This is a genomic window from Pseudomonas sp. GD03862 (assembly GCF_029840855.1).
Classification (GTDB): domain Bacteria; phylum Pseudomonadota; class Gammaproteobacteria; order Pseudomonadales; family Pseudomonadaceae; genus Aquipseudomonas; species Aquipseudomonas alloputida.
The window spans coordinates 85596-105329 of sequence record NZ_JAOCDI010000008.1 but is presented as its reverse complement, the minus strand read 5'-3'; the positions used below and the strand labels follow the sequence as shown (position 1 = coordinate 105329).

Sequence of the window (19734 nt, the reverse complement as noted above, 5' to 3'; positions counted from 1 at the left end):
CTGACATCACCCATGCCGCACCCTTCTGCGCTGGCAATCTTCGGGATGTAAGACCCGCCCATCCTGGCCACGGACCTGCAATATTTCAAGCGCCTGCCCCGTCACGCCGTCCACCAGTTCCGAACGCGCTTCTCCCGCCTCGAACAGAAACCGCTCCCCCCACTGCCTCAAACCAACCACCACTGGAAACACCGACCGCCCTTTATCGGTCAGCACATATTCTTTATAGGCACTGCCATCCGACGCCGGCTGTGTCATCAGCAACCCACTTTCCACCAACAGCTTTAGCCGCGAGGTGAGGATGTTCTTCGCCAGCCCCAGGTTCTTCTGAAATTCACTGAAACGCCGCAGGCCGTCGAAGGCATCGCGCAGGATCATCAGCGCCCAACGGTCACCCAGCACCTCCAGAGCCCGGGCCACGGGGCACTGCGCATTGTTTTCATCGAGCATGGGGCAAGCCTGTCTTGATTATCTGGTTGCAGATTAAAACCACATTTGCTAAATAGCCAGCATGTGGTTTCAAATTGAAACCAGATTCCAGAGGCTTTGCCCGATGACACCTTCGCTGACACGCTGGATAACCCTGTTGCTTGCCACCACCAGCGCAATTGCGGTGGCGACGGTGTACTTCGCTCAACCGCTGCTTGAGTCGATGGCTGCTGAGTTGGGGGTAGCGCTGCAGCAGATTGGCTGGGTAGTCGGCGCGACCCAGGCGGGCTACGCCCTGGGGCTGCTACTGATTGTGCCGCTCGGGGACTTGGTCGACCGTAAACGCTTGTTGCTTGGCCAGTTGCTGTTCGCGGCGCTTGCGCTGGTCGGCGTTGGCATGGCGCCGAACTGGGCAATATTGCTGCTGGCTCTGGCGATCACCGGGTTGATGGCAGTCATGGTGCAGGTGATGGTGGCTCATGCTGCGAGCCTTGCCTCACCTGGCCAGCAAGGGCAGGCGGTAGGCACTGTCACCAGTGGTGTGGTGCTGGGCATTCTGCTGGCACGGCTGGCTTCGGGCGGGCTGGCTGACCTGGCCGGCTGGCGGAGTGTGTACCTGGTCGCCGCAGGGCTCTTGATATTGTTGGCGCTGGTGCTGTGGCGCAGTCTGCCCGGCGGGCAGCCGATGGGGAGCCGGCCGGGTTACCGGGCGCTGATCTTGGCCCAGTTCAGCTTGTATCGGCACGACAGGTTGCTGCGCCAGCGCGGCGTATTCGGTGTGTTGATCTTCGCCGCATTCAGCGTGCTGTGGAGTGCCATGGTCATGCCACTCAGTGCTGCGCCGCTGGCACTGAGCCATACCGAGATCGGCCTGTTTGGCCTGGCAGGTGTGGCGGGCACGCTGGCGGCTTCGCATGCTGGTCGTCTGGCTGACCTTGGGCGCGGTGAGCGTACGACCGGAGTGTCGTTGGCCCTGCTGACGCTGTCGTGGCTGCCAACAGCGTTCGTCGAACATTCATTGCTGGCCTTCGTGCTGGGTGTGCTGATGCTGGACTTTGCCGTGCAGGCAGTGCATGTCACCAACCAGAGCTTGTTGCTGGCCGGGCGTGGTGCGATGGCTAGCCGTTTGATCGGCGCCTACATGTGTTGCTATTCGCTGGGCAGCGGTTTGGGGGCGGTGTTGGCGAGCTGGGTGTTTGCCCACTGGGGCTGGGTTGCGGTGTGTGGGCTTGGCATGGGCATCAGTGCCGTCGCACTGTGCTACTGGCTATGGCTGCAACGCGCGAGGGCGGCCGAGGCCGCCCTGCAATGTTCAGGTCAGAACTTGTAGCCAAGGCCGACCATGTATACCCACGGGTCGACGTCGACGTCGACCTTGGTCTTGCTGTAGCCAAGGGCGGTCGGGCCGTTGACGCTGGCCTTGGTGTCGATGTCGACGTACCAGACCGAGGCGTTTACCAGCAGGTTGTCGGTCAGCATGTAGTCCATGCCCAGTTGGCCGGCGATACCTACCGAATCCTGCAGCTTGAGGTTGCTGAAGCCTTGTTCCTTGCGTGCGCTGCTCAAGTCTTCGTCAAAGAACAGGGTGTAGTTGATACCGACGCCAGCGTACGGCTGGAAGCGCGAATTTGGCTCCATTGGGTAGTACTGCAGCGACAGCGTTGGCGGCAGTTGCTTGATGTCCGCCAGCTTGCCGTCCAGCCCGCCGCCCAGACCTTTTACGCCGACGGTGTGCTTGAACGGGGTAGCTGCCAGCAGCTCCAGGCCGATGTGGTCGGTGAGCATGTAGGCAAAGGTCAGGCCCAACTGGGTATCGCTGTCCAGGGTCGCCTTGGTGCCCGACACCTTGTTGCCGTCGAACTTGAGGTCGCCGCTGCTCTCGTTCGGGGCGGTGGTGATGGCGCCTGCGCGCAGGATCATGTCCCCCGCCTGATAGGCGTGGGCGGCAGGGGCGGCGAGCGCAAGGGCCACAAGCGAGGCACCCAGCAAGGACTTGTTCATGGAAGCTCCCAAAGGACGTTATTAATCGAGTAGTCCAATGGTACGGAGCTGGTCAAACGGAAAGTTTGACCCAGCTCAACGAAGCGTCTTCACGAATTCGAAACAGTTCTCATCTCAGCTCATAAGCGTAGATTTTCTCGGCTTCCATCTGGTAGCCGGCGTCGGCCAGCTCGCTGCTGGAAGCTTTAACCTGCATCTTTCCCTCTATCCAGTAGGGCTGGTAGAGGTCTTCGACGCGCACGCCCATCTCGCTGAAAATATGCACGATCTGGTTCGGCGGCGGCGGCGGCACGTGGATGCACGCGCCATAGTAAGGGACCAGCAGGAATTCGGTGGTGCGGCCTTCTTCGCTGACCTCCAGTGGCACGATGTAACCGGGAAGTTTGACCTGTTGGCCGTCGAGGCTTTTTACCACTGGCGCGTCGGGCGCCTGCTGACGCGCGGGAGGTGCGGATTCGGCAGACAGGGCGTTGCTGAGCTGTGACATGTCGTGCAGCGGCGCCAGTTGTGGCGGGATGACCGGGGCGCCTTCAGGGATCAGTGCGGGCCAGTCCAGCTCCTTGGGTTCGGCGGCCCATAGAGGCATCGCTACCAGCAACAGCAAGGCCAGCAGCATGTGCATTGCCGGCCTCTTCGCGGGCAAGCCCGCTCCCACAGGTACTGCACAAGCTCCGAAGCCTGCGGGGCTCTCTGTGGGAGCGGGCGTGCCCGCGAAGCAGGCGGTGAGGTGTTTGATCATTACGCGCACTCAGAGGTGTATGGACAGGCCGTCGGCCAGCGATTGCCGGTAAGCCCGCCACGCCGGCACGCTGCCCATCAGCAACGCGGCCCCCAGGATGATAGCCAGCAAGGTCCATTCATGGGTACTCGGCAGAGCCAGTGGCAGATACAAGCCATAATTGGCCTGCACATACCCCTGTGCCAGGGCGATACCCGCATATAGCAAGCCAAGCCCGGCCACGATCCCGACCGAGGCCAGTGACAGTGCTTCCAGTACCAGCAACCCCGCAATATGCCAAGGCCGGGCCCCGACCGAACGCAAGATCGCCATTTCCCGGCGGCGTTCGTTGAGGCTGGTGAGAATCGCCGTGAGCATGCCGATCAAACCGGTCAGCACCACGAATAGCGACACCACGAACAAAGCCTGTTCCGCAGTGCCCATCAGGCTCCACAGTTCCTGCAGGGCGACCCCCGGCAGGATCGCCAGCAACGGCTCGCTGCGGTATTCGTTGATTTCCCGCTGCAGACTGAAGGTTGCGATCTTGCTGTTCAGGCCAAGCATGAACGCAGTGATGGCGGCAGGTTGCAGGTCCATCGTACGGGCCTGTTCGGCGCTGATGCGCCCGGCGCCACGGGCGGGTACGCCGTTGTGCCAGTCGATATGGATCGCCTCCATGCCGCCCAGGCTGATATGCAGGGTGCGGTCGACGGGGGTGCCGGTGCGCTTTAGTACGCCGACCACGGTAAACGGCTTGTCGTCGTGCTTGACCAGACTGATTGCGGCCACGCCGTGGGCCAGCACCAGCTTGTCACCCAGCTTGTAGTGCAATGCCTCGGCCACTTCGGCGCCGAGCACTACCTCGAACGGGTCGTTGGCAAACTCACGCCCCTGGCTCAGTTGCAGATGCTGGCGGCGGCCGTACTGATAATGGCTGAAGTAATCCGTGGTGGTGCCCATCACTCTGTAGCCGCGGTGCGAGTCGCCCAGCGAAATCGGGATTGCCCACTTCACCCGTGGGTCCTGTGCATAGTGCTGGAAGCTGTCCCAGCGGATGTTATTGGTCGCGTTGCCAATGCGGAACACCGAATACAGCAGCAGGTTCACCGAGCCGGAGCGTGCACCGACAATCAGGTCGGTGCCGCTGATGGTGCTGGCGAAGCTGGCACGGGCTTCGGTACGGACCCGCTCAACAGCCAGCAGCAGGCACACCGACAGGGCAATGGCAAAGGCGGTCAGAAACGCAGTGAAGCGGCGGTTGGCCAGGCTGGCCAAGGCTAGGCGGAGCAGGTACATCAGGCCTCCCGGGGCTTGGCGGCGCGGTTCAGTTCGGCAAGCGACAGATGGCGGTCGAACAGCGGCGCCAGGCTCTGGTCGTGGCTGACGAACAACAGGCTGGCACCGGCGGCGCGGCACTCATCGAACAGCAGGCGGATGAATGCTTCGCGCGTGTCCGCATCCAGTGCCGAGGTCGGTTCGTCGGCGATCACCAGTTCAGGCTGGCCGATCAGTGCGCGGGCGGCGGCGACCCGCTGTTGCTGGCCGATCGACAGGCTGTCGGCGCGGCGGGCGAGCATGGCAGGGTCGCCCAGGCCCAGGTGGGTCAGCAGCGTGCTGGCCGCCTGGTCAACACTGCCATGGCGCTGCTCGGCGCGTGCCTTGCGGCTGCGCGAGAAGCGGCAGGGCAGTTCGACGTTTTCACGTACCGAGAGGAACGGCAGCAGGTTGAACTGCTGGAAGATATACCCTGTGTGATCGACCCGAAAGCGGTCGCGGGCGCCCTGGCTCAGGCTGCCGAGGTCCTGACCGAGCAACTGGATGCGGCCCTGGACCGGCACGTTCACCCCGCCCAGCAGGCCCAGCAAGGTCGTCTTGCCACTGCCGCTGGGGCCCTTGAGGAACAGTGCTTCACCAGCGTCCAGGCGCAATGCCGGAATATCCAGCAGCGGCGGGTGACCTGGCCAGGCGAACACCAGGTCATGCAGATCGATCAACGGCTGGTTCATTCAGAAGGCGACCGCTGCCTTGGTTGGCGTGGTTTCCACGCCTTTCTGGCCATTGGGGCCGATCAGTTGCACGTTGATTTTCTGGGTGGCGGGGAAGGCCTTGAACAGCGGCGCCAGGTCCAGCTGTGTGAGTTTGTCGGGGTTGGCGCAAGTCAGCTGATAGTGGGCGCCGATGTCGCTGTGCTGATGGTCGTGCTCATGTTCATGTTCATGTTCGTGCTCGTCACCATCGTTGTCGGCCTTCGCTGCGTCACCGAACAGAGGGCTTTCCAGCGCCTGCTGCTCTTCCTTGCAGTCCGCGGCAGCAGAAAGGTCGAACAGCTTCAGGGGTTGTTCAAGCTGCTGGCGCACGGCGGCGACTTTGGCCTTGTCGGCATCGCTGCTGGCGGCATGCTCGAAGCCGACCAGGTTCATTGCCGGGCTGTCCAGCTCCAGTTCCAGGGTATTGCCATCGAGCACTGCGTTGAGCTTGGCTACGCCATGCTCGTGGGCGCCGAGGGAGCCGTGGGCGTGGTCATGATCATGGTCATGTTCATCGTGGGCATGGGCTACGGCCAGTGGCAGCAAAGCGAAGGGCAGGGCGAGCAGCAGGCGACGCATGGACGACTCCGGAGCGGGCTGAAAGATCGAGTTATGTTATAACAACTTCTCGGCGTGCCGCCAGCCTGTGTGGCGCATGTTTCATGTTGCGGTAGCATGGCTGCATTGACTTGGGCTCAAGGAATGCATCATGAGAATTCGTGGACAGATTGGTGACTGGCCGGTGGACCTGACCATCGAGCTTACGCCTGAAGAGTGGGCGCAACTGGGGCGACAGACCGAGGTGCCGGTGGTCGCCCAGGCTGCGGCGACCGCTGCGGTGGCCGGGCCGCGCCAAAATGACGCTCAGTGGGCTGCGGCGCGTGATGTGTTGCGTCTGGCAGGACAGATGAGCGGGCCGGAATTGCTGGACCGCCTGGAAGGGCTGGCAGGGAGTACGGCGGCGGGTAAGCGGCTGCTGGTGCGCTTGCGGCACAGCAGTGAGGTCAAGGTGGAGAGTGGCGTGGATGCGCCCGTTTATCACTGGGTAGGGTGAGCGCTGTCTTGCTTGAAAATTGAAACGCCTGCGCTGTCACCCGTAGGAGCGGGTTTACCCGCGAACACCGGCAGAGCCGGTGCCATCCACTGTGTCGGTTTCTTCGCGGGCATGCTCGCTCCAACAGGTCCAGCGCAGGCTTCAAGGTCACTCAGAACATCGCCGCCGACAGCTTGCGACGATAAACACCAACCAGCGGGTGATCGCCACCCAGCAACTCGAACACCTGCAACAGTGCCTTCTGCGGCAGCCCGTTCTCGTAGCCACGGTTACGCTGGAACAACCTCAGCAGACCTTCCAGCGCCGCCTCGTACTGCTGGCGCGCCAGTTGCTGAATGCTCAGCTGATAAGCCGCCTCGTCGTCTTGCGGGTTCTGCGCCAGACGGCTTTTAAGGTCAGCCACTTCCGGCAGGCTGGCAGCCTGGCGCAGGAAGGTCAGCTGGGCCTTGGCACCGGCCAGTGCAGCTTTGTGTTCGTCAGTCTTGACCGCATCCAGCACCACTTGCGCTTCGCCCAGCTCACCACGCTCGGCCAGGCAGCGGGCATACAGGATCAGCGCCTCGGCATTGCTGTTGTCCTCACCCAGCAGCGCCTGTAGCAGCGTTTCGGTTTCGGCAAAACGGCTTTCGGCAAACAGTGCCTTTGCCTGCTCCAGTGGCGCGGCGGTGGGCGCGGCGGGCATTTGTACATGCGGCTCGAGCATGGCGCGGATCGCCGACTCCGGTTGTGCCCCGGCAAAACCGTCCACCGGCTGGCCGTCCTTGAACAGCACCACTGTCGGCAGGCTACGGATGCCGAACTGGGCAACCACCTGTTGCTCTACGTCGCAGTTGATCTTGGCCAGCAGCAGTTCGCCCTGGTAACCCTCGGCAATCTTTGCCAGCAAAGGCATCAGCGCCTTGCACGGCGCGCACCACTCGGCCCAGAAGTCCACCAGCACCGGCTTGTGGAAGGAGTTCTCGATCACCAGTTGCTGGAAGTTGGTATCGGTGGCGTCGAAAATGTAAGGCGTGTCTTGGGTCATCGCGACTCTCGCAAACTCGTGTATGGCACCACTATAAGGTGTCGCGGCTGGCGTGGTACAGGCTGACCCGGCGGAATTCGTGTGGCTCGGCCAGGTCCGGCAGGGTCAGTGCTTCGAGCACGCCCAATTGCTGGTACAACGGGTGGCGAAAGTCGCGTACCCGCGAGTCGGCCACCAAGGCCTGCCGACCGCGGCTCAGGAAGGCATCCAGCAGCGGCAGGTTGGCGCGGTCGTACAGCACATCGGCAACCAGGATCAGGTCGAAACGGTCTTCCTCGGCAAAAAAATCGCTGCTGTAGCTTAGTGTCACCCCGTTCAGTGCTGCATTCGCACGGCAGGCAGCGAGGGCCAGCGGGTCGAGGTCGCAGGCCACCACTTCTCGTGCACCGGCGCGTGCAGCAGCAATGCCGGCGATACCAGAGCCGGCGCCAAAGTCCAGCACGCGCTTGCCTGCCACCCATTCCGGGCGTTCGGCCAGGTAGCGGGCCATTGCCAGCCCACTGGCCCAGCAGAAGCTCCAATAGGGAGGTTCTTCAAGAATGCGCCGGGTTTCTTCGCTGCTGAAGGCGCGATCCATGTTCTGGTCGTCGATCAGCCATAGCTTCAGGTCACAGTCGGGCAGTTCGCTGACGATCAGGCGTGCTTCGCCGATCAGGCCGCTGAGGGCCTGTTGCAGGGCCAGCGGCATCACTTAAGGCGCCTTCTCGAAACGCAGCGGGCCGGTGGCCTGGGTTTGTGCCTGGGTAATGCGCACCGGGGGCAGGTGCATGATCAGCTGGCCGGAGTTGCTGGCGCGGCCACGCAGTTCGACCCGGGCACCGGGCGGGAAGGCTTCGGGGTTGAAACGCAGGTGGTAGGGCAACGCCTGGCCGGTACCGGTCAGGTTGCTGCTGGCCAGCAGGCGCTGCGGGCGGTCGCGCTCGTCGATCACCAGCAAGGCCAGTTCCACCTCGGCCCCCGCCGGAATTTCCAGCAAGGTGCCGCTCAGTTCGCGCTGGTAGGCCGGCAACGGGCCCGGTACTTCGGCCTTGGCCGAGGGGGCTGGCGCGGGCGCCGGGTTGTCGGTCTTTGGCCTGTCGCTGCCGCAGGCGGCAAGCAAAGCGGCGCAGCACAGCACGACGAGCGCTCGGTAGTGCATGGGGGAGTCCTTCACGGGCATATTTCCCATGGATGTTAACCCCTTTGGCTTGTCTTGCCAGTGCAATGCGCTACCATGGCCCTCCCTTTTTTTGTTGCCTGCCACCATGCACTGTCCCTTTTGCGGTGCCAACGACACCAAGGTCATCGACTCTCGCCTCGTCGCCGAGGGCGAGCAGGTGCGCCGCCGCCGTGAATGCGTGGCCTGCGGCGAGCGCTTCACCACCTTCGAAACCGCCGAGCTGGTGCTGCCCCGGCTGATCAAGCAGGACGGCACGCGCCAGCCCTTCGACGAAGAAAAGCTGCGCGCTGGCATGCAACGGGCCCTGGAAAAGCGTCCGGTCAGCGTCGAGCGCCTGGAAGCTGCGCTGGCGCACATCAAGAGCCGGCTGCGTGCCACGGGCGAGCGCGAAGTCAAATCGCTGGTGGTCGGTGAAATGGTCATGGCCGAGTTGCGCAAACTCGATGAAGTGGCCTATATCCGCTTTGCCTCGGTGTACCGGCGCTTCCAGGACCTCGACGAGTTCCGCGAAGAAATCGACCGCCTGGCCCGTGAGCCAGCTAAAGAGTGAACATGCCCAGCCAAGCCGCCATCCTTGACGCCCACTACATGGCCCGTGCGCTGGAGCTGGCGCGTAAAGGCCTGTACACCACCCACCCGAACCCGCGCGTAGGTTGCGTGATCGTGCGTGATGGCGAAGTGGTTGGCGAAGGCTGGCACGTTCGCGCCGGCGAGCCACATGCCGAAGTGCATGCCCTGCGCCAGGCCGGTGAACTTGCCCGGGGTGCTTGTGCCTATGTCACCTTGGAGCCATGCAGCCACCATGGCCGTACGCCGCCGTGTGCCGAAGCGCTGGTCAAGGCCGGTGTGGCGCGTGTAGTCGCAGCCATGCAGGACCCTAACCCGCAAGTGGCGGGACAGGGCCTGCGGCGCCTGGCCGAAGCCGGAATCGAAGTGGCCAGCGGGGTGCTCGAAGCCGAGGCCCGCGCCCTCAACCCAGGCTTCCTCAAGCGTATGGAGCACGGCCTGCCGTTCGTTCGCGCCAAGCTGGCCATGAGCCTGGACGGCCGCACCGCCATGGCCAGTGGTGAGAGCCAGTGGATCACCGGCCCGGCCGCCCGCTCAGCCGTGCAGCGCTTGCGCGCCCGCTCCAGCGTGGTGTTGACCAGCGCCGCCAGCGTGCTGGCAGACAACGCACGCATGACCGTGCGTGGTGCCGAGCTGGGCCTGGATGCCGAAACTACTGCCCTGGCTCTTAGCCGCACACCCTTGCGGGTGCTGGTCGATGGCCGTCTGCGCCTGCCACTGGCGGCGCCGTTCTTCCAGGCCGGCCCGGCTCTGGTGGTGACTGCTGTCGCAGATGACCCGCGCTATGCCGCTGCCGGCCACGAATTGCTCAGCTTGCCGGGCGACAATGGCCAGGTCGACCTGGGGGCGCTGCTTCACGCCCTGGCCGCCCGCGGCGTCAACGAAATCCTGCTGGAAGCCGGTGCCGGCCTGGTCGGTGCCTTCGCACGGCAAGGCCTGGTCGATGAGTACCAGCTGTTCGTCGCTGGCACCTTCCTCGGCTCTCAGGCCCGGCCGCTGCTGGACTGGCCGATGGACAAGATGAGCGAAGCACCACGGCTGAAAATTACCGAAATGCGCGCAGTGGGCGATGACTGGCGGGTCACGGCCATCCCCCTGCCGGCGCCCGGCGTATAATGCCGGGCTTGCCCCGCGCAAACCGTTTTTGAGGAAGACCCCATGTTCACCGGCATCATCGAATCCATCGGCACCATCCGCAGCCTGACTCCCAAGGGTGGTGACGTGCGCGTCTACGTAGAAACCGGCAAGCTCGACCTGGGGGACGTCAAGCTCGGCGACAGCATCGCCGTCAACGGTGTTTGCCTCACGGCCGTAGAACTGCCGGGCGACGGCTTCTGGGCCGATGTCAGCGTCGAAACCCTCAAGCGCACCGCCTTCATCGACCTCAAGAGCGGCAGCAAGGTCAACCTGGAAAAAGCCCTGACCCCCACTACCCGCCTGGGCGGGCACCTGGTCAGCGGCCACGTCGACGGGGTTGGCGAAATCATTTCGCGCAGCGATAACGCCCGCGCCATCCAGTTCCGCGTGCGTGCACCGAAGGAACTGGCCAAGTACATCGCCCACAAGGGTTCGATCACCGTCGACGGCACCAGCCTGACGGTCAATGAGGTCAATGGCGCCGAATTCGAGCTGACCATTGTCCCGCACACTCTGTCCGAAACCATCATGGCCGATTACCGTGCAGGGCGTCGGGTAAACCTTGAGGTCGACCTGCTGGCCCGTTACCTGGAGCGCTTGCTGCTGGGTGACAAGGCCGCCGAACCGAGCAAGGGCAGTGGCATTACCGAAAGCTTCCTGGCCGCCAATGGCTTCTTGAAATCCTGATTGAGAAGGGGGTGCCGCGTGGCGCTCAACAGCATCGAAGAACTGGTCGAAGACATCCGCCAGGGCAAAATGGTCATCCTGATGGATGACGAAGATCGCGAGAACGAAGGCGACATCATCATGGCGGCCGAATGCTGCCAGCCGGAGCACATCAACTTCATGGCCAAGCACGCCCGTGGCCTGATCTGCATGCCGATGACCCGCGAGCGTTGCGAAACGCTGAAGCTGCCGTTGATGGCGCCGCGCAACGGCTCGGGCTTCGGCACCAAGTTCACCGTGTCGATCGAGGCCGCCGAGGGCGTCACCACCGGTATTTCCGCCGCCGACCGCGCACGCACTGTGCAGGCTGCCGCTGCCAAGGACGCCAAGGCCGAAGACATCGTCAGCCCTGGTCACATCTTCCCGCTGATGGCCCAGCCAGGCGGTACGCTGGCGCGTGCCGGCCACACCGAAGCCGCCTGTGACCTGGCGCGCATGGCCGGTTTCGAGCCAAGCGGCGTGATCTGCGAAGTGATGAACGACGACGGCACCATGTCGCGCCGCGCCGAACTGGAAGTGTTCGCCGCCGAGCACGGCCTGAAGATCGGCACCATTGCCGACCTGATCCACTACCGCATGATCCACGAGCGCACCGTGCAGCGTGTTTCCGAGCAATCGGTGGAGAGCGAGCTGGGTGAGTTCAACCTGGTCACCTACCGTGACGCGGTCGAAGGCGACGTGCACATGGCCTTGACCCTGGGCAAGATCTGCGCGGAAGAACCGACCCTGGTGCGCGTGCACAACATGGACCCGCTGCGCGACCTGCTGCTGGTCAAGCAGCCAGGCCGCTGGAGCCTGCGCGCGGCCATGGCCGCAGTGGCCGAGGCCGGCAGTGGTGTGGTGTTGCTGCTGGGGCACCCGCTGGACGGCGACGTGCTGCTGGCGCACATCCGCGAAAGCGCGGGCGATGCGCCGGCCAAGGCACCGACCACCTACAGCACTGTAGGTGCCGGTTCGCAGATCCTGCGCGACCTCGGTGTGCGCAAGATGCGCCTGATGAGTTCGCCGATGAAGTTCAACGCGATATCCGGATTCGATCTGGAAGTTGTAGAATACGTGCCCTCCGAGTGACTTGAGGCGGCATTGACGCCCTCTGCTCGAGTCCAGACCCCTGTCGAGGCCGCTTGTATGCGGCCTCGCTCTTGAAGATGAGAATATCGGAATGACCCTGAAGACCATCGAAGGTACCTTCATCGCCCCCAAAGGTCGCTATGCTTTGGTGGTTGGCCGCTTCAACAGCTTCGTTGTCGAAAGCCTGGTAAGCGGTGCCGTTGATGCCCTGGTACGCCACGGTGTCAGCGAAAGCGACATCACCATCATCCGTGCCCCGGGTGCATTCGAGATCCCGCTGGTGGCACAGAAGGTCGCCCAGCAAGGCGCCTACGACGCGATCATCGCCCTGGGCGCCGTGATCCGTGGCGGTACCCCGCACTTCGAATACGTGGCGGGCGAGTGCACCAAGGGCCTGGCCCAGGTGTCCATGGAGTTCGGTGTTCCGGTGGCCTTCGGCGTACTGACCGTCGACTCCATCGAGCAAGCCATCGAGCGTTCTGGCACCAAAGCCGGCAACAAAGGTGCTGAAGCTGCCCTGTCCGCACTGGAAATGGTCAGCCTGCTGGCGCAGTTGGAGGCCAAGTGATTAGCGACGAAAGCGATCGTTTCAACCCGCGCGATCCAAAACCTGCGGATGCCGGCAAGCCCTCCAAGAGCGCCAAGCGCCGCGAAGCCCGCAAGCTCGCGACCCAGGCCCTCTACCAGTGGCACATGGCCCAGCATTCGCTGAACGAGATCGAAGCGCAGTTCCGGGTGGATAACGATTTCACCGATGTCGACGGTGCCTATTTCCGCGAGATCCTGCATGGGGTCCCGGCAATCAAGGGCGAAATCGACAAAGCGCTGGTGCCTTGCATGACCATCGCACTGGAAGAGCTCGACCCGGTCGAGCTGGCTGTGCTGCGCCTGTCCACCTGGGAACTGATCAAACGCGTCGACGTGCCTTACCGCGTCGTGATCAACGAAGGTGTGGAACTGGCCAAGGTCTTCGGTGCCACTGACGGCCACAAGTTCGTCAACGGCGTACTGGACAAGCTCGCCCCGGCGCTGCGTGAAGCAGAAGTCAAGGCGAACAAGCGCTGATCCTGGCGCTGCCTGGCCATGGGTGAGTTCGAGCTGATCAACCATTACTTCGCCGCAGCGCCCTGTGCGCAGGGCGGCGAGGGCGTGGCGCTGGGTATCGGCGACGACTGCGCCCTGCTGGACCTTCCCCCCGGTGAGCAACTGGCGGTGTCGACCGACACCCTGGTCGCCGGGGTGCACTTTCCTGCTGTTTGCGATCCGTTGCTGCTTGGCCAGCGTTCGTTGGCTGTGGCGGCCAGTGACCTGGCAGCCATGGGTGCGACTGCAATCGGCTTCACCCTCGCACTGACCCTGCCTGACGTTGGCCCTGACTGGCTGGCGGCCTATGCCGACGGCCTTGGTCGCATGGCCCACCGTTGCCGCATGAGCCTGATCGGTGGTGACACCACGCGCGGCCCGTTGAGCATCACCGTGACCGTGTTCGGCCGCGTGCCGGCTGGCCAGGCCTTGCGCCGCAGCGGTGCAAGGCCGGGTGATCTGTTGTGTGTTGGTGATTCGCTGGGCAAGGCCGCCGGTGCCTTGCCGCTGGTGCTGGGTGAGCGCGAGGCGCCTGCCGCGCAGGCCGAGCCGCTGCTGGCTCATTACTGGTCACCGATGCCGCAGCTCACCCTCGGGGCTCTGCTGCGTGGCAAGGCCACTGCGGCCCTGGACATTTCCGATGGCCTGCTCGCTGACTGCGGGCATATCGCCAAGGCCTCCGGCGTGGCGCTGGAGGTGAACCTGGCGCAGGTGCCAGTGTCTCCTGCCTTAGAGGCATTCCTCGGGCGCGAAGCGGCGTTGCAGGCAGCACTCACCGGTGGCGACGACTATGTACTGGCCTTCACCTTGCCGCCCGAAGCGCTGGCGCCCTTGGCTGGTCTCGGTTGCATCGAGGTACATATCATTGGTCGTGTGCTCGAAGGGCAGGGTGTGACCTTGCGCGACTCACAGGGCCAGGACATAACCCCCGTCCAGCGGGGCTATCAACACTTTAGGGAGAGACCGTGACCGATCACCCCAACCAGGTGCCTGCGGAGTTCGTTCCGCCTTCGGTCTGGCGCAACCCGTGGCACTTCATCGCCTTTGGCTTCGGTTCCGGCACTCTGCCCAAGGCTCCGGGTACCTGGGGCTCGCTGGTCGCCATACCGTTCATCCCCTTGTGGCAGCTGCTGCCCGACTGGGGCTACTGGTTGTTGCTCGGCGTGAGCATGCTGTTTGGCTTCTGGTTGTGCGGCAAAGTTGCCAATGATTTGCGCGTACACGACCATGAAGGCATTGTCTGGGACGAGATTGTCGGCATGTGGATCACCCTCTGGCTGGTGCCGGAGGGCTGGCAGTGGCTGTTGGCAGGGTTCCTGATGTTCCGCTTCTTCGACATCCTCAAACCGTGGCCGATTCGCTGGATCGACCGCCATGTGCACGGGGGCGTCGGCATCATGCTCGACGATATCCTGGCCGGTGTGTTTGCCTGGCTGGGCATGCAGGTTCTGGTGTGGGCGGTTGCCTGAAACAGGGAGTGCGTGAATGGCCTTAAGGACTGTACTGCTGGCAATGCTGCTGAGCGTTGCCCCGTGGGTGACGGCTGCCGAGGGCATGCCGAAACAGATCCATCTGGTTAGCGAGGAGTGGCTCGACTACACCAACGCCGACGGTACCGGGGTGGCCTGGGATGTGCTGCGCAAAGTGTTCGAGCCGGCCGGAGTCAAGGTGGTTACCCAGAGCGCGCCCTACAGCCGGGCGGTTGGCCTGGTCAAACGCGGCGAGGCTGATGCCTGGGTCGGCTCGTACAAGGAAGAGAACGACGACAACCTGTACCCGCGCTGGCACTTCGACATGGACCATATCTATGCCCTGGGGCTGGCCAGCAAACCTGTGCCTACCCTGGATACCATCGGCAAGTACCGGTTGGCCTGGGTGCGTGGTTATGATTACGGCAGCTACTTGCCCAATGTGCGCGAATTCCGCGAAATCCAGCGTCGCGAGGGCATTCTGCCGATGCTCGAGCATGACCGGGTGGACTACTACATCGACGCACTGACCGAGGTCGACTACGTGCTCGGGCAAACCTCTCACCCGGAGCGTTTCCGCCGTACCCATGTGGCCGAGTTGCCGTTGTACCTGGCCTTTGCCCGTAACGACCAGGCCAAGGCTCTGTGCGAGCTGTTCGACAAGCGCATGAAGGAGCTGATACGTAGCGGCGAACTGAAGCCGATTTTCGAGCACTGGAAACAGCCCTATCCGTTCAGCGCGGACAGTCACCCACACTGAAGCCGAATTCACCAAGGTATATCGCGGCCCTCTTGGGCTGCGGGCTTGGGGTTGAGCGATGGCTTTTAATAAGTATCGAACTTTTCGATCTTAAGCCACTGTATACAGCCAGCCCACATTCCCCAACCTGCTGATACAATCGGCCCACGAGAAATTTCCTACTTACTCCAGGAGCACAACGTGCCCGTCGTCTTTGTTGCCGCCTCTAAACTCCCGACGCCCTTCGCGACCTTCACCATGCATGGCTTTCTCGACGAAGCCACAGGCCGTGAGCATGTGGTGCTCAGCCTGGGTGATATCGCGGACGGCCAGCCGGTACTGGGGCGCCTGCATTCCGAGTGCCTGACCGGCGATGCACTGTTCAGCCAGCGTTGCGACTGCGGCTCGCAGTTGGAAGCCGCGCTGCAGGCCATCGCCCGCGAAGGCCGTGGGGTGCTGTTGTACCTGCGTCAGGAAGGCCGTGGCATCGGCCTGCTGAACAAGATCCGCGCCTACGAGCTGCAGGATGGCGGCGCCGACACCGTCGAAGCCAACGAGCGCCTGGGCTTCGCTGCCGACCAGCGTGACTACGCCATATGCCTGCCGATGCTTGAGCACCTGGGCGTCAAGTCGCTGCGCCTGATGACCAACAATCCGCGCAAGGTCAAAGCCCTGACCGACATGAACATCGTGGTTGCCGAGCGTGTGCCGCTGCACACCGGGCATAACCCGCACAACCGCTACTACCTGGCGACCAAGGCCGGCAAGTTGGGCCACATGCTGGGCAACGAACACCAGGGCGAGGTGCCCCAGGCGTGACCCGCGCCGAGGTCAAGCGGCGCCTGGCGCTGGCCTGGTGGCAGTACCTGGCGGTGGGCCTGGTGCCGCTGCCAGTCATGGCTTGGGCCTTTGGGGGCGGTGATGCACTGATCCCGGTGTTGGCCATGCCACTGTTCATCGCCGGTGCGGCCACCATGTTCCTCAGCCTGCCGCGCTTCGGTGCCTACAAGCGCGCACTTATTGCCACCTCAAAGGTGCTCGGTACGGGCGAAGAAGCTACTGCCTGGATCGAACTGGCGCGGGTGCGGCGCATGGCCATGCTATATGCCTGCTTCCCGGCTTGGGTCGCCGCATTGTCGGTGCTGGTCGGCCTGGAGGCAGTGCCGCAGATCCTCCTCGCAGTGTCTACCGTTGTAGTGCTGTACCTCTATCGCATTCCGCGCCAGCTGGGCTGATGCGACTGCTACCTGGCCTGCTGGCGTTGTTCGCCTGCACCGTACTGGCTGCAGAACCGCTACGTGTCGTCAGTCTGGCCCCCTCGATGAGCGAGATCATGCTTGAGCTGCAGGCCGACGACCTGCTGGTGGGCGTGCTCGATGGCGGCGAACGGCCGGCTGCACTGCGCCACTTGCCTTCGGTCGGGCGCCAAGGGCAACTGGACATGGAGCGCCTGCTCAGCCTGCGCCCCGACCTGTTGCTGCTGTGGCCAGGCAGTGTGCCGCCGGCCCAGCGCGACCAACTCAAGCGCCTGGGTATCGCCACCTTCAGCGCCGAACCCCATGACATCAGCCAGCTGATCGAGCAGATCGAGGCCATTGCCGAGCGTGTCGGGCGTGCCGAGCAGGGTCATTCATACGCGCGAGCCCTGCGTGAGCGGCTGCAGCAGATGCGCCAGCAGTATCGGCGTGACGAACCCTTGCAGGTGTTTTATCAAGTCTGGGATCGGCCGTTGTACACGCTCGGTGGCCGCCAGGTGGTGACCGACGCCCTGGCCGTGTGCGGGGCGCGCAATGTGTTCGCCGACCTTGGCCAGCCGGCGCCACAGGTGAATGTGGAGTCCGTGTTGCTGCGTAATCCGCAGGTCATCCTGGCCGCTGATGAGGCGCAACTGGCCAGCTGGAAGGCCTGGCCGCAGATTCGGGCGGTGGCTGATGGGCGCCTGCTGGTGGTGCCGGACAAAGGGCTGGAGCGCCCCAGCGGGCAGATGATCGAAGCCACCGCCCGCTTGTGTGCGTTGCTGGACGCTAAAGCGCCGGTGTCCAGGTGATGCTCAAGAGCACAGTGCGGCCCTCTTCGCGGTAAGGGTGATACGCACCCTCATAGCTGTAAAGGGCGCGGCTGTAGCTGCGGTCCAGCAGGTTATCCAGCTTGGCTTCGAGTTTAAGTTCGTCGCTAGCCGCCCAACTGCTGCGCAAACCCAGCAGACCATAGCCACCGATGCGGTTGCGGTTGGCCTCATCGTCATAACTGTTGCTGACCGCCTGCCAGCTGGCACCCACGCTGAAACGCCCGAACTCTCGGTCCAGGTCCAGGCTCAAGGTGCGGCGGGCGCGGCGGGCGAGGGTGTGGCCAGTGTCGCGGTCGCGTGGGTCGATCAGCGCCAGGCCAAGCTGGCTGTGCCAGGCGCCCCATTGCTGCGCCAGCGCCATTTCCACACCATTGATTCGTGCCGAGGCGACGTTACGGGGTATCGAGTCCTGGCCAAAGATGATCGCGTCGCGCAGGTCGGTGCGGTACAGCGAAGTCTCCAGCCTGCTCTCTGCAGTCAGCTGGCTGCGCCATTGCAGCTCGTAGCTTCTGGAGTGCTCTGGGTCCAGGTTCGGGTTGCTGAACTGTGGGTAATACAGGTCGTTGAACGTTGGCGCGCGGAAGCCTTCGCTGTAGGACAGCAGCACATCGTTGTTCGCGTTCAGCGGTACGGTCAGGCTGCCGCTCCAGGTGGTCTGGCCACCAAACTGTTGGTTGCGGTCATGGCGCACCCCCAGCTCAGTGGAAAACTGATCGCCCCGGTAGCGGTGCTGGGCGAACACGGCGCGGTTCCAGCGGCTGTCCTCAGTGAAGTCGGTACTGCCGTGTACGCGGTCTTCGTACCAGTCGCCACCGATCAGTATGGTGTGCTGTTCGCCGAGGGCCAGGTCGTTCTGCCAGGTAGCCTGATCGCGGTAGGTGTTGAACACGAAGCGCTCAGCGCTGAGCTTGTCGCGTTTGTCGTCCCGGTTCTCGCTATGTGCCAGTTCAAGGCGTGAGTGCCAGGTTTCGGTGACCTGAACGTCAACGTAGCTGCCCAGGCTGCTGACGCTGAAGTCGGTGTAGGGTTGTTGACCGAAGCTCTCGAAGGTCACGGGGTCGAAGCCGCCGAACGGGTTGTCGTACTCGCTGCGACCACGGCTGTCGAGCAGGTTCAAGCCGGCCTCGAAGCGCTCACTGAAGGTGTGGCTCAGGCTCAGGTTCAACGCCTTGTTGCGGTAGGCGTCGTGGTCACCATCGCTGGCGAAGGATGGCCCGGTCGAGTCGATACCGGCAGTTTCATCCAGGCTGGCGCCAAGGTTGAAGCGGGTCGAGTCGTTGCCGCCAGAAAGCCCCAGGCTGCGTTGGAATGTCTGGTTGCTGCCGGCGGCCATGCGCAGGCGTGGCTGCAGGCCGGGGCCATTGCTGCGTCGGGTGAAGATCTGGATCACCCCGCCAATGGCCTCGCTGCCGTATACCGCTGAGCGCGAGCCGCGCAGGACTTCGATGCGCTCGATCTGTTCGATGTCCAGAAACTGCAGGCCGCTGTCGCCCGAGGTGGCATTGGCGATGCGCACGCCATCGACCAGCACCAGGCTTTGCGCGGCCTTGGTGCCCCGGATAAAGATGCCCGGCAGGCTGCCACGGCCACCGGTAGGTGCCACTTGCACGCCCGGCACGCGGGAGAGCAGGTCGGTAACGCTGGTGGGTTGCAGGCGGTCGATGTCGGTGCGGGTGAAGACCGTGTTGGCAGCGCTGGTGGCGGTACGCGATTCGACCTGGCGGCTGGCGCTGATCAGCACGTCGGGGAGTTTGAGAGCGTCGTCGCGCTCAGCGGCCAGAAGGAATGTAGGGGCACAGAGAATCGTGGTACAGGCTAATTTTTTCATGGGCAGTTCCAAAGTATTTCCACAGCACTGTGCTGTCCCCGTAGGTGCGGGTTTACCCGCGAAAGGGCCGGGCCTGCTGGCCAATTTTCACCCGCCGTTCACCGTTGTCGCCGCTACCGTATTCGCGGGTAAACCCGCTCCTACAGTGGGCACACATCGGTGATCGGGCGCAGGCCGCCGTAGGTGCGGGTTTACCCGCGAAAGGGCCGGTCCTGCTGGCCAATTTTCACCAGTCGTTCACCGTCGCCGCCGCTACCGTATTCGCGGGTAAACCCGCTCCTACAGTGGGCACACGTCGGTGATCGGGCGCAGGCCGTCGTAGGAGCGGGTTCACCCGCGAAAGGGCCGGTCCTGCTGGCCAATTTTCACCAGTCGTTCACCGTCGCCGCCGCTACCGTATTCGCGGGTAAACCCGCTCCTACAGTGGGCACACATCGGTAATCGGGCGCAGCCCGTCGTAGGAGCGGGTTCACCCGCGAAAGGGCCGGGCCTGCAGGCCAATTTTCACCAGTCATTCACCGTTGTTGCCGCTACCGTATTCGCGGGTAAACCCGCTCCTACAGTGGGCACACCTAGGTGATCGGGCGCAGCCCGTCGTAGGCGGGTTCACCCGCGAAAGGGCCGGTCCTGCTGG

The 19734-nt window shown here is 63.5% G+C and carries 24 protein-coding genes; 14 read left to right on the top strand and 10 right to left on the bottom strand.

The annotated features are described in order from the left end of the window. Positions 1-6 precede the first annotated feature (6 nt). Positions 7-450 (bottom strand): helix-turn-helix domain-containing protein, encoded by a 444-nt coding sequence (locus N5D53_RS07955; RefSeq protein WP_010951791.1) that lies wholly within the window; start codon positions 448-450, stop codon positions 7-9. 103 nt (positions 451-553) lie between these two features. On the opposite strand from N5D53_RS07955, the gene N5D53_RS07950 reads away from it, so the two are divergent. Further along, on the top strand, positions 554-1759 hold the full coding sequence (locus N5D53_RS07950; protein ID WP_121160959.1) for an MFS transporter: 1206 nt from the start codon (positions 554-556) through the stop codon (positions 1757-1759). Here the strand turns inward: N5D53_RS07950 and N5D53_RS07945 are convergent. The 5 genes from N5D53_RS07945 to N5D53_RS07925 all read right to left on the bottom strand — a co-directional run bounded on the left by N5D53_RS07945 (position 1747) and on the right by N5D53_RS07925 (position 5754). Further along, the gene (locus N5D53_RS07945) at positions 1747-2430 is read right to left on the bottom strand and encodes an OmpW family outer membrane protein (RefSeq protein ID WP_010951793.1); all 684 of its coding nucleotides are present in this window, start codon (positions 2428-2430) and stop codon (positions 1747-1749) included. The two genes, N5D53_RS07950 and N5D53_RS07945, sit on opposite strands and share 13 nt — an antisense overlap. A 109-nt stretch (positions 2431-2539) precedes the next feature. Then, the gene (locus N5D53_RS07940; protein WP_020191397.1) at positions 2540-3052 is read right to left on the bottom strand and encodes a DUF3299 domain-containing protein; all 513 of its coding nucleotides are present in this window, start codon (positions 3050-3052) and stop codon (positions 2540-2542) included. Positions 3053-3178: 126 nt separating this feature from the next. Next, entirely contained in the window at positions 3179-4444 is a 1266-nt protein-coding gene (locus N5D53_RS07935; RefSeq protein WP_010951795.1) for an FtsX-like permease family protein, read from the bottom strand. Continuing rightward, on the bottom strand, positions 4444-5154 hold the full coding sequence (locus tag N5D53_RS07930) for an ABC transporter ATP-binding protein (RefSeq protein WP_010951796.1): 711 nt from the start codon (positions 5152-5154) through the stop codon (positions 4444-4446). The genes N5D53_RS07935 and N5D53_RS07930 overlap by 1 nt, the downstream gene beginning before the upstream one ends. Then, entirely contained in the window at positions 5155-5754 is a 600-nt protein-coding gene (locus N5D53_RS07925) for a DUF2796 domain-containing protein (protein ID WP_104960700.1), read from the bottom strand. It abuts the gene before it with no gap. A gap of 130 nt (positions 5755-5884) precedes the next feature. Here N5D53_RS07925 and N5D53_RS07920 point away from each other — a divergent pair, with 130 nt between their 5' ends. Next, positions 5885-6229, top strand: a complete 345-nt coding sequence (locus tag N5D53_RS07920; protein WP_010951798.1) for a hypothetical protein — start codon at positions 5885-5887, stop codon at positions 6227-6229. A gap of 151 nt (positions 6230-6380) precedes the next feature. Here N5D53_RS07920 and trxA read toward each other — a convergent pair whose 3' ends face one another. Genes trxA through N5D53_RS07905 form a run of 3 tightly spaced genes read right to left on the bottom strand, consistent with a single transcriptional unit; the run spans position 6381 to position 8391 of the window. Then, a complete protein-coding gene (gene trxA / locus N5D53_RS07915) occupies positions 6381-7253 on the bottom strand; it encodes a thioredoxin (RefSeq protein WP_190869743.1) in 873 nt (290 codons plus the stop codon). Positions 7254-7284: 31 nt separating this feature from the next. Continuing rightward, on the bottom strand, positions 7285-7941 hold the full coding sequence (locus tag N5D53_RS07910) for a 50S ribosomal protein L11 methyltransferase (RefSeq protein ID WP_064492914.1): 657 nt from the start codon (positions 7939-7941) through the stop codon (positions 7285-7287). Positions 7942-7944: 3 nt separating this feature from the next. Next, entirely contained in the window at positions 7945-8391 is a 447-nt protein-coding gene (locus N5D53_RS07905) for a YbaY family lipoprotein (protein WP_020191400.1), read from the bottom strand. A 106-nt stretch (positions 8392-8497) separates the two neighbouring features. Between N5D53_RS07905 and nrdR the strand changes: the two genes are divergently transcribed. From nrdR to N5D53_RS07845, 12 genes are all read left to right on the top strand, one after another. Beyond that, the gene (gene nrdR, locus N5D53_RS07900; protein ID WP_003255402.1) at positions 8498-8962 is read left to right on the top strand and encodes a transcriptional regulator NrdR; all 465 of its coding nucleotides are present in this window, start codon (positions 8498-8500) and stop codon (positions 8960-8962) included. 2 nt (positions 8963-8964) lie between these two features. Continuing rightward, positions 8965-10095: a bifunctional diaminohydroxyphosphoribosylaminopyrimidine deaminase/5-amino-6-(5-phosphoribosylamino)uracil reductase RibD gene (gene ribD, locus N5D53_RS07895; RefSeq protein ID WP_049588007.1), complete on the top strand. Its 1131-nt coding sequence runs from the start codon at positions 8965-8967 to the stop codon at positions 10093-10095. 42 nt (positions 10096-10137) lie between these two features. Continuing rightward, complete coding sequence (locus tag N5D53_RS07890) at positions 10138-10803, top strand: riboflavin synthase (RefSeq protein WP_003255399.1); 666 nt, start codon at positions 10138-10140, stop codon at positions 10801-10803. A gap of 18 nt (positions 10804-10821) precedes the next feature. Continuing rightward, entirely contained in the window at positions 10822-11913 is a 1092-nt protein-coding gene (ribBA, locus tag N5D53_RS07885) for a bifunctional 3,4-dihydroxy-2-butanone-4-phosphate synthase/GTP cyclohydrolase II (protein WP_003255398.1), read from the top strand. 91 nt (positions 11914-12004) lie between these two features. Further along, a complete protein-coding gene (ribE, locus tag N5D53_RS07880; RefSeq protein WP_003255395.1) occupies positions 12005-12481 on the top strand; it encodes a 6,7-dimethyl-8-ribityllumazine synthase in 477 nt (158 codons plus the stop codon). Next, on the top strand, positions 12478-12978 hold the full coding sequence (nusB, locus tag N5D53_RS07875; RefSeq protein WP_003255393.1) for a transcription antitermination factor NusB: 501 nt from the start codon (positions 12478-12480) through the stop codon (positions 12976-12978). Before ribE ends, nusB begins: the two co-directional genes overlap by 4 nt. An 18-nt stretch (positions 12979-12996) precedes the next feature. Beyond that, complete coding sequence (gene thiL, locus N5D53_RS07870; RefSeq protein WP_266023364.1) at positions 12997-13965, top strand: thiamine-phosphate kinase; 969 nt, start codon at positions 12997-12999, stop codon at positions 13963-13965. Beyond that, positions 13962-14465 (top strand): phosphatidylglycerophosphatase A, encoded by a 504-nt coding sequence (locus N5D53_RS07865; RefSeq protein WP_010951803.1) that lies wholly within the window; start codon positions 13962-13964, stop codon positions 14463-14465. Before thiL ends, N5D53_RS07865 begins: the two co-directional genes overlap by 4 nt. 16 nt (positions 14466-14481) lie before the next feature. Beyond that, positions 14482-15225, top strand: a complete 744-nt coding sequence (locus tag N5D53_RS07860) for a transporter substrate-binding domain-containing protein (RefSeq protein WP_190869741.1) — start codon at positions 14482-14484, stop codon at positions 15223-15225. A 180-nt stretch (positions 15226-15405) separates the two neighbouring features. After that, on the top strand, positions 15406-16023 hold the full coding sequence (gene ribA / locus N5D53_RS07855) for a GTP cyclohydrolase II (RefSeq protein ID WP_003255389.1): 618 nt from the start codon (positions 15406-15408) through the stop codon (positions 16021-16023). After that, positions 16020-16439, top strand: a complete 420-nt coding sequence (locus N5D53_RS07850; protein ID WP_020191402.1) for a hypothetical protein — start codon at positions 16020-16022, stop codon at positions 16437-16439. The genes ribA and N5D53_RS07850 overlap by 4 nt, the downstream gene beginning before the upstream one ends. Beyond that, positions 16439-17251, top strand: a complete 813-nt coding sequence (locus N5D53_RS07845) for a cobalamin-binding protein (RefSeq protein ID WP_266023367.1) — start codon at positions 16439-16441, stop codon at positions 17249-17251. The genes N5D53_RS07850 and N5D53_RS07845 overlap by 1 nt, the downstream gene beginning before the upstream one ends. On the opposite strand, the gene N5D53_RS07840 is transcribed toward N5D53_RS07845, so the two are convergent. Continuing rightward, entirely contained in the window at positions 17229-19100 is a 1872-nt protein-coding gene (locus N5D53_RS07840; protein WP_190869740.1) for a TonB-dependent receptor, read from the bottom strand. The genes N5D53_RS07845 and N5D53_RS07840 overlap by 23 nt on opposite strands. Positions 19101-19734 lie beyond the last annotated feature (634 nt).